Raw genomic sequence first — 13173 nt, 5'->3', positions numbered from 1 at the left:
GGGCCTCCTTTATATGGCAGCATGCCCCGACGGGGCAGCCCGGTGGTATTACGCTTCCGCGCTGTCTTCAGGCGCAAGCTGCGGCGGTTCCGCCGGCAAAAAGATGTTGAACGTGGTGCCGTGCCCAAGCTCGCTCTGCACGTCTATGCGGCCGCCAAGCTTTTCAAGTATGGTGTAGCAGATTGCAAGGCCAAGACCCGTACCCTCGCCGACCTTTTTGGTGGTAAAGAAGGGGTCAAAAATCTGCCGCATGGTTTCCTGATCCATACCCGGCCCCGTATCGGTGATGGAAACGCGCACGCCGGCTTTCCATGGCTGGGTGCTGACGGTCAGGGTTCCATCCTTGCCCATGGCGTCAATGGCATTGTCGATCACGTTGATAAATATCTGCTCAAGCTGGGCCGGGTCGGACAAAATGACCGGAACCTGCGCGTCAAACTGCCGTACAATGGCAATATTGCGGCTGTTTGCCTCGGACTTGAGCATTTCAATGGCCTGATCGGCCAGCGAGCTGATAAGAATTTCTGTACGGCCCGGGTTCATGCGCCGCCCAAAACCCAGCATCCGCTGGGTAATGCCCTTGGCGCGTTTGACGTGCTGCTCGATTTTTTCGGTACTTTCAACAATTTCTTTGTAATTCTTGATTTTTTCGGGGTCTTCGTCGTCCAGCAGGTCGCGGATCCAGCCCGCGTTTTCCTGAATAAGCATCAGCGGATTGTTGACCTCATGCGCAACACCCGCAGCCATCTTGCCCAGGGCGGCCATCTTGCTCGATTGCAGCATGCGGGCGTCAATGTGCGCCTGCTTCTGGTCCGAGACTTCAAGCGAGGCCACCAGCCGCCGGGTGCACAGCTCGGCCCCCATGCAGGTCAGCGCGCCGCCAAGCAGGGTAAAAAAGAGTATCAGCGCCTTGAGCTGCCGCAAAGGCCTGAGGCTGTCACGCACGTCGTCCATGACCACCAGCACCCAGGGCATCGAATCAAGCCGCATCATGGCCACGACCATTTCTTCCCCGCTGGGGATGGTCTTGTGCATGGTCACCACGTTGTTGCGGGTCAGGTTTTCCTGCGGCAGGTCAAACGTGCTCATGATTTCGCCGCAGTAAAGCGAGCCTGTTTGCAGCACGCCCTGATTGCTGACAATGAAGGCGTCGCTGTGCGGGCCGGAGTAGATGCGCCGCAACAGGGCGTCGATGGCGTCCATATCAATAGTGGCTCGCATTATATAGCTGCGGCCGCCCTCGTGCCGCAGCACGGCAATGATAAAATGCGGCACATGGCGATAGCCCATGAACACGTCGCTGACGTACACGCCCTTGCGCAGCACCTCCGTAAACCATGGCGCGTCGGAATAGTTGGCGTCGCGCAGGTCAAAAGGGCCCACATACGAAACATGACGGCCATCCATGCCAATGATGCCCAGATCTACAAACGAGCGGCTGTTGCTCTGCAGCACGCTGAAAATTTCGCTCAGCCGCACAGGATTGCTAAGGTCGGCGTAGGGGTGGGTAAAAGCCAGATTTTTGACCTGCGCGATGCGCTCCACCATAAAGGTATCAAGGGCGCGGTGCTTGCTGCTGATAACAGCCTCGATGCCCGCTGTGATTTTTTCGTCATAGATGGCGCTGAGCCTGTCGAGACAAAACAGTCCAAGAGCGACGAGAGGCGTAAGCGCCATGAGCAGCAGGGTAACCAGCACCCGGCGGTAAATGGCCCTGTAGCCTCTGTGGGGAGCAGGCACGGTGGACGACATCAACGGGCCTCCTGCGATGGAGAGTCGGTGGAAGCAGCAATGGGCTCGCCCTGAAACAGCGCCCGGCAGTGGCCGAGCATCTCGTTGCGGCGGGCGGCCACCATGGCCGGATCCTGCATTATCATGTCAAGCTGCCGGGTATGGATGGTCATGTAACCCGCCACGGCCAGCAGGCGCTCGCCTTCTTCTTTATCCATATTCTTGAGCGTGGCGCTCACGGCATCGTTGCGCACCACTGGTGAAAAACCAAATTCCCAAAGGATATCGGCAACAAAGCGCACTCGTAAGATACGGCGTTCAATATTGGCAGCGCCGCCGCGCAGTTGAAAATTCAGATAATTCTCGCTGGTGCGGTCTGAAAGGCGAGCCTCCACCGAAACAAAATGAAAACCAAAACGGGAATGCAAACTGCAATAATCGCTTGAAACAAGAAAATAATTTTTTTCAGTAAAATATGCGGTCTGTGCGGCGGGGTCCAGATTAGGGTTGGCCGTGGCCTCAAACAGCACCGAAAGAAAACCCTTGCCGTCCACGGGCGGCGGCCCCTGCCAGGGGTGGGCGTTCATACCGTGCCACAAGGCCTGCATGGGCAGCGAGGCCACATCCTCCACGTCGATAACCGGTCCCTGGGGGGTACGCACAAAACCGTCGCTGAGGTTGACCACCCAGAACTGCTTGACCACTTTGTCGCGCAGCTGCTTGATGCGCTGCGGAGCGTATTTTTTTTCCGAACCGAGGCTGAACATGGCGCTCACGGCCTTTTCGTGGCAATAGCGCACAATGTCGTGGTAGGTGGCGCAGTTGGCGGCCTTAAAATCGACGCTGTCCACCTCCAGCGTGAGGGGCAGAATGCGGCGCGAGGCGGTCTGCAAAATCTGGTACACCGGGCTGCCGGGCATATAGTCCTTGCCTGGCGGCACCTTGGGCAGCAGCGAATCCTGACGGTTTTCGTACACGGTGCGCAGGTCGGCGCACAGCGTAATGCGCTGGCCGCTTTCCACGACCTCAGTGGCCCACTTGAGGCCAAAAACCGCCGGTTTGCCAAATTCGCGCGCCAGCGAGGCCAGACGCGACCCCTGAAAGCCGCGCTCCGTCACAATGCCGGCAGCACGGTCGATCAGCGACCCCCAGATATAATTATCGCCCGGCACCACCAGGATGCCCCCAGTGGGGAAACGCCGCGCATCCTCCCAACGGCGGGCCACCCAGGCAGGGCCGGAGACCCGACCTGGGTTTACCGTAAAGCCTCCCTCGAGCAGCAGGGCGTCGTCCAGAGCCTTGCCGGGCTGGGGCAGCGGCTGTTCTTCTTGCTGCGGCAGCGACATGGGCCGGGCCATGAGCATAAAAACGCGGCCCTCCGGGTTGCATACCCAGGTGAGCACCTCTGGCCTGCCTGCGGCTTCCTCCACCGCAAGGGCCAGCTCAGCAGCCCGCACGGCGGTTGCATCATCCAGCACCGGGCGCTTGGGCTTGAAGGGGTGGCGGTCTGTCACCGCATGCGGGGCCGCGCGCGAAACGCTTATGGCGTCCACCGGCATGGTGGAATATTCCACCTCCTGCGGCAGGCCCGAGCACCCGTAGACATGCACGTTGGCGCTGTGCGGGCTCAACGGCGCGGACGACTGGGCAATACCGCCGCAGCAGCCAGCATCCACGGCCATGCAGGTCAGGCAGACGCCCGTGCCGCCTTCCGTAAGCCCCCGCGCACGCCGGTACACCAGGGCCTGCGCGCGCTGCTTGCTGGCCAGGGTTGCGCGCACGGCACGCAAAATATCCTCATCCGGCGCATCAAGAGGTACCGGCGGCCCCCACAACACAACGCCGCAGCCTTCGCCCTCGCCAGCCGCAGGCGGCCACACGCGCCCGCGCAGCAAAAGCTGCATGGGCCGGCTGCCGCACAGGTCGCGCAACCGCTGCACCTGCTCGATAATTTCGCGGGCGAGATCCTCCGGCAGCGGGGTTGCCTCCACCAGTGCGCCCAGCTTTTTGGAAAGCCGCGCCAGGTGGTTGGGGGCAAGACCGCCAGCGGCCTGAATGCAGCGGTTTATCTCGCTTTGCAGGTCGCCGCTCTGAAAATAATGCTGACAGCCCGCCGCCGTAACCACAAAGCCCTGCGGCACAGCACCGGGAAACATCGGGCGCAGCCTTTCGAGCCGCGCGGTTGCCGGGTCTACCAGCACCCGGCCCTCGCTGTGCAGGCTGGCCAGACATCCGGCGTCGTCCTGACACAGAGGAACCACCAGCGGCCCCAGCAGGCAGGCCTCCGGCTCGTACACTTCTTCGGCCACAAGCTTCTGCAGCTCGCCAAAGCGCGCATACAGGGCGGCGCACGGCGCTGGGTCGAGCCGCTCAAGCTGCTTGATGCACTGAAAAACCTGGGTGGCCATGGATGTGCACAGGGCGCGCACGCGGTAAAGACCGAAGGGGTGGTCGCAACAGAGCGTGTATTCGAGGTCGGTCATGGTTTCCTGAAAGGCGTTCCATGCCGTAAGAAACATACGAAACGAGTGGTGCCGCAAGGCAAAAAAACGCTGAGCTTCTTCCGCCGAGCTGACGGAAGAAGTGGACACGGATTCATCTCCGCGCCGGGCGGCTCGCGTTAAAAAGCCCAACAGGCGGCTCAGGGACATGGCGGCTCCACAAGATAGAGCGTTTTCACTGTGAAATGCCTGTTTACCGGCAAAACACCGTTGCTGTCTTCGTCCATAACGTCGTGCATCGTGGCGGGCGGAAAGTTTGCCTTGCACGCGTATTGCGTCGGGTTTTTACAAAAAACCACGCGGGGCGGACAAACTTTTGGCGTTGCCCTGCCCCCGCCCAGCAAGCCCGTGCCAGGGCAAAAAAACCGGTCAGCGCCAACAGTTGCACATTGAACCTAGCACAGCACTAAGCCGCCTTCAAGCCGCATGTGACAGAATTCCCATACTTAAAATAAATAATGAGGGGAAAGGCAGAATGCCGTGAGCGTCTACAGAGGCGCGACGCCGTTGGGTTGCTGCGGCACGGGCATGCCGCCCTGCGGGTTGCCGTTGGGGTCGCCCTGCTGGCCGTCGTCCATGTCGGCCAGCGCGCGCATCTGGGCCATGCAGTCTTCCACATACTGCGGCTCGCCCACATCCTGTCGCAAAAAGGCGTTGATAAGCGGCATTTTGGCGATGGCCGCGTCAATCTCGGCATTGGTGCCCCTGGCATAGGCGCCGATGTTGACCATGTCTTCCACCCGCCTGAAAGTGCTCATGCAGCGGGTGACGACGCGCCCGGCCAGCACGTCCTGCCGGTCGCAGATGTCGGAGCGCAAACGGCTGATGGAACGCAGCACGTCAATGGCGGGGAAATGCCCTTGATCGGCCAGATCGCGGGTAAGTACAATGTGCCCGTCAAGGATGGAGCGCACGGCGTCGGCGATGGGCTCGTTAAAGTCGTCGCCGTCAACAAGCACCGTATAAATGCCCGTGATGGTTCCCTTGGCGGAGCGCCCGGCGCGTTCCAGCAGTTTGGGCAGCTGGGCAAAAACCGAAGGCGTGTAGCCCTTGGTGGTGGGCGGCTCGCCCACTGCCAGACCCACCTCGCGGGCGGCCATGGCAAAACGGGTTACGGAGTCCATCATCAGCAGCACGTCCATGCCCTTGTCGCGGAAGTATTCCGCAACCGCCGTGGCCGCGTAGGCCGCGCGCATGCGCACAAGGGGCGACTGGTCTGAAGTGGCGATGACAAGCACAGAGCGGGCCATGCCCTCGGGGCCAAGGTCGCGCTCCATAAATTCCACCACTTCGCGCCCGCGTTCGCCGATGAGGGCGATGACGTTGACGTCGGCGCGCGTGTAGCGGGCCATCATGCCCATGAGCGTGGACTTGCCCACGCCCGAACCGGCCATGATGCCCACGCGCTGCCCCTTGCCCAGGGTAAGCAGGCTGTTGACCGAGCGCACGCCCACATCAAGAATATCGGTGATGCGGGGGCGCTGCAGGGGGCTCGGCGGATCGGCATAGATGGGCGCAAGCTCGGGATGCCAGAGTTTGCGGGCCTCGTCGGCCCACTGCGGCGCAAAGGGGCGCTGCTCCTCCTGCTGACGCATAAAGTCTTCTTTGGAGCTTTCGCCCACGGGCAGGGGCGAAACGTACAGCTCGGCGCTCACAGGAGCGCCTGCGTCCAGCGGCGAGCCAAAGGCGTCAAACGCCCGGCCCAGCATCTCCGGCCCTACGGGAAAAACCGGCGGCAGACTGGTATTGCGTATGCGGCTGCCGGGCCGTATGCCCCGCATGTCGCCGTAGGGCATAAACAGCAGGTTGCCATCGCGAAAGCCCACCACCTCGGCTGCGATGCCCTCGTCGCCGTCGTCGGGCAGCATGTGGCACACGGCCCCAAGGGGTGCGCGCAGGCCGCTGCCCTCGGCCACCAGGCCCACAACCTTGTTGACCTTGCCGTAAAGGCGCACCGGCGTGCTTGTTTTGAGCAGTTTTATGCAGGCATCAGGGTCGAGCTTCATGACGGGTTACTCCGGCTGACCGTTGCCGGAGCCGGGCAAAAAGCCCCCGCTGACAAATACGCTGGAATCCGGCTGGGCTGCGTGGATTTTTTCTTCTTCCGGCAGGGGAAAAAGCTCGTCCTCAAGCTCGGCCAGACTGGGATTGGCAACCTGACGCCCATGGGCGTCAGCCTGCTGCGGGGCCTGAGGCTCCGCTGCAAATGTCGGCTGCACGTCTGCAGAATGTTCATTGGCAGGCTGCTGCACGTTGTCCGCTCCGTGCTTGGGGGCGGCCTGACCGGCAGCTGCCGGGTCTACAGGCTCTGGGGCTGCGGGCACTGCAGGATGCGCCGATGCGGGGGGCTCGTCATGTACGGGGGCCGCATCGGACAGCAATGCCGCTTCAGGCGCGCGCATGGGAGCGGCGCCGTCATCGGGCTGCGCGCCCGCGTCAAAGTTGTGTACGGCGGGGTCTGCTGGCGCATCCGCAGGCACGGGTGCGGCGTCGTTGCTCGCAGTGGACCCCATGGCGAGGACCGCGCCCTGTTCGGGATCGCCTGGCTGCGGCGGCTCAGAATCCTCCACGGATTCAGGCCCGGATTCCTGCTCGGCTCCCGGCCCCGCTTCGCCCTCGGGCATGTCGTCCACCAAAACGGGCATTTCCCCTGCTGGTACGGGCCTGGGAGGCACAACCTCGGCCAGCCTCGCCAGCTCCTGCGCCGACACCTCGCTGGCAGCCTGCGCCGCCTGCCCCTCTTGCGCTCCCTGCGGCAAGGTGAGGTGCTCAAGAATGCCGTTGACCATCTCGCGGTAGTGAGCGCGCAGATTTTCCACCGAACCGCTGGCGCTCTCCGCCACAAGGCCGCCGAGCTCGATGGAGGCGTCGCCGTTGACGATCCACTGGTTCAGCTCGGGCACGCGCTCGCGGGCAGCCCTGAAAAGGTCGCTCACGGTCTCCTCGTCGTCGGGGTGCACGCGCAGGGTCACGGTAGAGCGGTTTTCGAGCAGCTGCAGCGAGCTGAACACCAGATGTTGCAGCACATTCTGGTGCTCGGTCTGCAAAACCCAGCCGGTACCGGCCTCGACGGCCACGCGGGCCAGCTCGGCCAGCTCGTCGCGCCAGTCTTCAACCAGCGCATGCCGTTGGGCCTCCAGCGCCAGCAGGGTATTGCCCAGCATCTGCCCCACGTCGGCCCTGAATTCCTTAAGCTCGGCTCCGGCCTGTTCCATCCCGGCCTGAAAACCGTTGTTGTGCGCGTTGTTGCGAATAAACTCGGCTTCATCGCGCAGCTCGCGGGCTTTTTCGTGCTCGTCATGGGCTGCGGCCATTTCGCCCTGCGCCTGCGCCTTAAGCGCCCGGGCCTCTTGCGTAAGCTGCTGTATTTTGGCCTGAGCTTCGCCCCCGGCTTCTTCCAGCACCTTTTGGCGTTCAGCATAGGCAGCGCCAAGAATTTCGCGTGCGCGTTCCTCGGCCCTGGCACGCACCCGCGCAAGATAATCTTCCTGCTGCTGGTGCTGGGCGCGCTCACGGAGCAACGGCTCTTGCATGGCATCGAGCTGCTGAGGGGATGTCTCGCGCTCGCCCATAAAGATGGTGCCCCATTTTTTGCGCAACTGGTCTGACGCCATGGCCGGTTCCGATGGTTACAGATTTTGCGGCGAGCCGCTAAACAAAAACGTCGCCGCTGCCACGGCTGATGACCAGCTTGTTTTCGCCCTCAAGCCGCCTCACGATCTTGACGACGTTCTGCTGGGCCGCCTCCACGTCGGAGAGCTTGGCCGGGCCCATGAACTCCAGTTCTTCGCGAATCATGTTGCCCGCGCGTTCCGACATGTTTTTGAAGAATTTTTCCCTCAGATCTTCGCTGGCGCCGCGCAGGGCCAGGGTAAGGTCTTCGTTGGAAATTTCCTTGAGCATTTCGCGCACGCCGCGATCGTCGATATTTTTGCAATCCTCGAACACAAACATGAGGTTGCGGATATCTTCGGCCATCTGGGCGGAGTCTTCTTCGATTTCGGAAAGCACTTCTTCTTCGGTGGCGCGGTCCACAGCGTTGAGGATTTCGGCCACAGACTGCACGCCGCCCACTTTTTTGCCTTCCTTGCCGCCCATGGCGATAAGCTGGCTAGTGAGCACCTTGTCCACTTCCATAAGCATTTCTTCCGGCACGGCCTCAAGCCGCGCAAGGCGCATGAGCACCTCGGCGCGCACGCCAGCGGGAAGGTTTGTCAACAAATTGGCGGCCTGATCGGGATGCAGATGACCGATGATCAGGGCCAGGGTTTGCGGATGCTCGTTGCGCAAAATCTGCGAAAGCAGCTTGGGGCTGACCGATTCCAGCTCGCGGAAGGGCGCCGGGCCTGTCTCAAGACTCAGTGAGTCCATGACGTACTTGGCGGTTTCGGGGTCAAGATTCTTGACCAGCAGGCGTTTGAGCGTATCGCTGCCGCCAGTGATCATATCCACACCTTCAACCAGCGACTCGTGGAACTCGCGCAGCACTTCCTCCACAACCTCGCGGGGTACTGGCTCCAACTCCACAATGGCTCTGGAGATGTCGGCTATTTCCTGCCGGTCCATGCGCTTGAACACGTCAGCCGTAAATTTGTCGCCCATGGCGAGCAGCAGCACGGCAGTACGCTGTTTGCCGGTCAACTCCATCTCCCTACTCCTTCACCGTGGCCGCACGAGGCCCATCGGGGTTGCTATTCCTTGTCTGCAAGCCAGCGCTTGATAAGCCGCACGGCCTGGTCCATATGCTGCTCGGTAATATGAAAGAGCCGCATTTTCAGTTCTTCAACACGCTGGTTGCTTTCTTTTTGCGCCAGGCGGATCGCCTTGAGCTGCGAGAGCGACGAGCTGCTTTCCGCCGGCGGGCTGCCCGCTTTTTTAGGCTGTAGCTGTTTCATCATTTTTCATCCAGCCGCGCACCAGCATCACCACCTGTTCCATATGATTGTCGGACAGGGTGAAAATATGCGCCTTCAGGGCTTCAACATCCTTGAAAACCATATCGTCGTCACTTTCATCGACTTCTGCCGCATCATCCGTTTTGGCGGCCTCTTCAAGCGCCTCGTAGAGCGCCAGCTGCTCTTCGGCGGCGGGCAGGCCCTCAAGGCCCTCGATCATTTCACCGGCTTCAACCTTGGGACGGATAAGGGCCAAAACCACGGGCCGCACCACAAGCATGAGAAACAGAAAGGCCAGCAGCGCGTTGAGCAGGGGCTTGCCCAGGCGTTCTGCGTAATCGGCCAGCATTTCGGCAAAGTTGGGGTCCTTGGGCGGCTCGGAATCCGTAAAAGGAGCAGAGCTCACTTCAAGAGCATCGCCACGGGCTTTGTCCAGACCCACGGCATTGGTGACGAGCTGGCGCACGCGCTCAAGGTCGTCTGCCTTGCGCGGCATAAACGTCCACGCACCGTTGGTCTTTTCATACGTCCCATCGATGAGGACTGCAACCGTCATGCGCTTCAAATCGCCAACATTGGTTACGATCTGCTGCTCTTCTTTATTGATCTCGTAGTTGGTGGTGCGGGTTTCGCGGCTGCCGTTCTGCGTGGATGCCGACCCGGTAACGCCGTCGCCGCGAAAGTTGGCGTCGGGCGAGCCGCCCTCAAGATTTGAGCGGCCCTGCTGGGTTTCTTCACTGCGCTGCTCGCTGCGCACCGCTGTTTTTTCGGGGTCAAAAAGTTCGCGTCGGATGGTGCGCTGGCTAAAGTCCATGTCCACGTTGACCTTGGCGATGACGCGGCCAGGGCCAAACATGGGCTGCAGCATTTCTTCGATACGGCGCTCAAGGTTGCGCTGCACCTGCTGGCGGTGCTCCATCTGGGTGGAGCTGGCTCCGGCAAGACTGTCCGACTCCGGCTGGTACAGCACCTTGCCGCCGTTGTCAGAGATGGAAATGTGCGTTTTATCGAGCCCTTCAACCGCCATAAGCATCATGTTGAGGATGGCGTTGATTTCCTTTTGGTCGGGCTTGACGTTGGGGTGCTTGAGCTTGAGCACCACCGAAGCCGAGGGCGACTGGCGCTCTTCGACAAAAAGGCTGCGGTGCGGAATAACAAGGTGCACGCGGGCGCTTTCCACCCCCGGAAACTCGCTGATGGTACGCGAAAGTTCCCCCTGCAGCGCGCGGGTGTAATTTATCTTTTGCACAAAGTCGGTCTGGCCGACCTTGACCTTGTCAAAAATTTCAAAACCAATGCCCTGCCCCACCAGACCGCCTTCGCCCGCGATCTTGATGCGTTCGTCGTAGACCATCTCCTTGGGAACAAGGATGGTTTTGCCATTGTCTGTGAGCTGGTACATGACCTTGTCGGCCTGGAGAGACTTGATGACGACGCTGGCGTCTTCGGCGCTGAGGTTGGAGTACAGCACCTTTAAATCGGGGCGTGAAGCCCAGATGGAAAGGCCGATGGCTGCAGAGCCTACAAGCACCAACCCACCCAGGACGGCCACGCGCTGCATCACGCTCATTTTGGCCCAGATCGCCTTGATGGAATTGACAAACTGCATAAGAAAAGCCGGCATAAGTTAGCTCCTGGTGCGAAGACTGGCGTAATTCCGGCGCTTTGGCCGGACATATGCCATGCCAAAGCAATTGCCATGCCACTTGATAACTACCTATAATAAAATAATCTTTTTATAACCATGGCAGCATGTTCAAATTTGTGACGCCTAAAACGTCAAATCCCTCCCGAGGCTGAGCCGTGGGAGGGACCTGACGTTCAGGAGTGCGTGCGGAAAGGAAAAAAATCAGAACTGCATTCTGGAAATTTCTTTATATGCTTCAAGCACCTTGCCGCGCACAGCCGAGGTAAGCTTCATGGCCATGCTGGATTTTTGCATGGTGATCATGAGCTCGTGCACGTTTTGCGTGCGGCCCGAGGCAAAATCGTCGATGGCGAGGTTTTTGGCATTATCGAGTTCGTTGACCTTGTTGAGCGAATTTTTGATCGTGCCCGAAAAGCTGTTTTGCGGCGTTACCTGGGTGTGCGCCTGCGTAGGATACTTGATAAAATCGGCCTGGGCGCCAAAGTTTTCGCCACGGTCCACGCTGTCGCGCAGCAGGCTTTGATCAAGCGTTTTGGCAAACTGGGACTGCCCCCCGACAGAAGCGCCCTGCTGCAGGCTGCCCTGAACCTTGCTGAAATTCTGTATGGCCTCGCTGTACGCCTTCATGCCAACTGCCTGGATACTCATGACAACCTCCGCGCTTCGCAAAAATTCGTTTTCTATGCCGCAACCGTAGCCAAAACCTATCTGCCGATATCCAGAGCCTTGACAAACATGCCCTTGACGGCGTCCACAGTTGTGACGTTGGCCTCATAGTTGCGCTGGGCGGTCATGAGGTTGGCCATTTCCTCTACCACGTTGATATCGGGATACATCACATACCCTTCGGCATTGGCGTCGGGGTTGCCGGGTTCGTACACCCGCTTGAAGGGGCGGTTGTCCATGGTTACGGCCGATACGCGCACGCCCTGCACCGCCCTGTCGAGAGCCGAACGCATGTGGATGGAAAAAGGATCATCCACATCCGCCGTCTGTTGCACCACGCTGCGGCGGCGGTACGGCCCGCCCTGGGGCGTACGCGTGGTCTTGGCGTTGGCCAGGTTCATCGAAATGGTGTTGATGCGGGTGCGGTCGGCTGCAAGGCCCGACGCGCTGATGTCAAATGCCGTCATGAAGTCCATGGCTTCCTCCTACGCTGCCCGCTGCCTCTCCGGCTATGCCGCGCATGGGACGCGGCGGCGGGCAAAAAATCAGGCCTGCTTGCCGTCCTGAATGATGGTGTTCAAGCCTTCAAAAGACTTGGTCATCACCTGGGTAAGCGCCGTATACTGCAACTGGTTTTTGGCGTGTCGCGCCATTTCCTTATCAATATTCACGCGGTCTTCGCCGTGGACAACGCGGGGTTTGACCGCCATATCCCACTGCGGACCAAAGGAATCCGGGCTGAAGGCCGTGGGCATGTGGCCCGCCTCGGTGCGGGTCATCTCGCCTCTGGCGTCAAGGCCCAGAGCCGACTGCAGCTCTTTTTCAAAGGTCAGCTCGCGCGGCTTGTAGTTGGGCGTCTCGACGTTGGCGATGTTGCCCGAAATGATGTTCTGCCGCTGCAGCTGCATATCCATGACCTTGCCCACAAGGCCAATTTCCATATTGAACATTGATTTCATTATTCGTACCCCCGTGATTCACGGAAATCTGCTTGCCAAGTTTATAGCAACAAGCGTTCCATTACTAATAATTCATTTAATTACAGTAAGTTAACGCAGCATACGCCACTGATGGACAGTATTTTGACAGCAAGGCGCAAGGATGGAGCAAGACAGGGAGAAGCTCAGGGGCCGGCAACAAAAAAACCCGCCCGAAAAAACGGGCGGGCAAATCGGCGCTATGAATTGGGACAGCTGGAGCTACAGCCGCATCTGGGCGTCGGTAACGCCCAGCGAACGCAGCTGCAGATAGATGCGTGCGCAGGCCTCGGCATCGGAGCCAGCGTGATGATGATTCAGCGCGATGCCAAAATAGGAGCACACGCTGCTGAGTTTTTTGGAGGCAAGCGGCAGACTGCGCCGGGATCCTTTAAGCGTGCACAAAAAAGGCGTGCGCGGTTCGCGCTGGCCCGCAGCCTGACAGCTGGCGGCCAGCACGCGCCTGTCAAACGAGGCATTGTGCGCAAGCAGATGCGTCGCCCCTTCAAAAAAGGTTTGCATCTGGGGCCACACTTCGGCAAAGGTTGGCGCGTCCTTAAGCATGGGCCAGGTCAGGCCGTGTATCTCTGTAAACATTATCCGCGACGACGGCGGCCTGATAAGGCTGTAAAAAACATCGGTCACCCTGCCCTGCTCAATACGAGCAAGGCCCACGGCGCAAGCGCTGTGGGCCGAGTAGCCTGAAGTTTCAAAGTCAATGGCTACACTGCTGCATATATCTGTAGAAAGCACAC

11 protein-coding genes are annotated in these 13173 nt (G+C 60.0%); all 11 read right to left on the bottom strand.

Translation table 11 applies throughout. The features are described from left to right. Positions 1-48: 48 nt before the first annotated feature. The gene (locus DDIC_RS05545) at positions 49-1752 is read right to left on the bottom strand and encodes a sensor histidine kinase (RefSeq protein ID WP_136399517.1); all 1704 of its coding nucleotides are present in this window, start codon (positions 1750-1752) and stop codon (positions 49-51) included. Continuing rightward, positions 1752-4382 (bottom strand): PEP/pyruvate-binding domain-containing protein, encoded by a 2631-nt coding sequence (locus DDIC_RS05540; protein ID WP_136399516.1) that lies wholly within the window; start codon positions 4380-4382, stop codon positions 1752-1754. Before DDIC_RS05540 ends, DDIC_RS05545 begins: the two co-directional genes overlap by 1 nt. A 338-nt stretch (positions 4383-4720) precedes the next feature. Continuing rightward, positions 4721-6238 (bottom strand): FliI/YscN family ATPase, encoded by a 1518-nt coding sequence (locus DDIC_RS05535; protein ID WP_136399515.1) that lies wholly within the window; start codon positions 6236-6238, stop codon positions 4721-4723. A 6-nt stretch (positions 6239-6244) separates the two neighbouring features. Then, positions 6245-7846 (bottom strand): FliH/SctL family protein, encoded by a 1602-nt coding sequence (locus DDIC_RS05530; protein WP_136399514.1) that lies wholly within the window; start codon positions 7844-7846, stop codon positions 6245-6247. Positions 7847-7883: 37 nt separating this feature from the next. Further along, complete coding sequence (fliG, locus tag DDIC_RS05525; protein ID WP_136399513.1) at positions 7884-8879, bottom strand: flagellar motor switch protein FliG; 996 nt, start codon at positions 8877-8879, stop codon at positions 7884-7886. Between the two features lie 44 nt (positions 8880-8923). After that, on the bottom strand, positions 8924-9130 hold the full coding sequence (locus DDIC_RS05520; protein ID WP_247647567.1) for a flagellar M-ring protein FliF: 207 nt from the start codon (positions 9128-9130) through the stop codon (positions 8924-8926). Next, positions 9108-10751, bottom strand: coding sequence for a flagellar basal-body MS-ring/collar protein FliF (gene fliF, locus DDIC_RS05515; protein WP_136399512.1), 1644 nt, complete (start codon positions 10749-10751; stop codon positions 9108-9110). The genes DDIC_RS05520 and fliF overlap by 23 nt, the downstream gene beginning before the upstream one ends. Before the next feature lie 225 nt (positions 10752-10976). Next, on the bottom strand, positions 10977-11423 hold the full coding sequence (fliE, locus tag DDIC_RS05510) for a flagellar hook-basal body complex protein FliE (protein ID WP_136399511.1): 447 nt from the start codon (positions 11421-11423) through the stop codon (positions 10977-10979). A 56-nt stretch (positions 11424-11479) separates the two neighbouring features. Further along, positions 11480-11917: a flagellar basal body rod protein FlgC gene (gene flgC / locus DDIC_RS05505; protein ID WP_136399510.1), complete on the bottom strand. Its 438-nt coding sequence runs from the start codon at positions 11915-11917 to the stop codon at positions 11480-11482. 69 nt (positions 11918-11986) lie between these two features. Continuing rightward, on the bottom strand, positions 11987-12400 hold the full coding sequence (gene flgB / locus DDIC_RS05500) for a flagellar basal body rod protein FlgB (RefSeq protein WP_136399509.1): 414 nt from the start codon (positions 12398-12400) through the stop codon (positions 11987-11989). A gap of 240 nt (positions 12401-12640) precedes the next feature. Beyond that, a complete protein-coding gene (locus DDIC_RS05495) occupies positions 12641-13171 on the bottom strand; it encodes a 3'-5' exonuclease (RefSeq protein ID WP_247647566.1) in 531 nt (176 codons plus the stop codon). Positions 13172-13173 lie beyond the last annotated feature (2 nt).

The organism is Desulfovibrio desulfuricans, from assembly GCF_004801255.1.
In the GTDB taxonomy this organism is placed as follows: Bacteria; Desulfobacterota; Desulfovibrionia; order Desulfovibrionales; family Desulfovibrionaceae; genus Desulfovibrio; species Desulfovibrio desulfuricans_C.
This window is presented reverse-complemented; position numbering and strand designations above follow the sequence as displayed.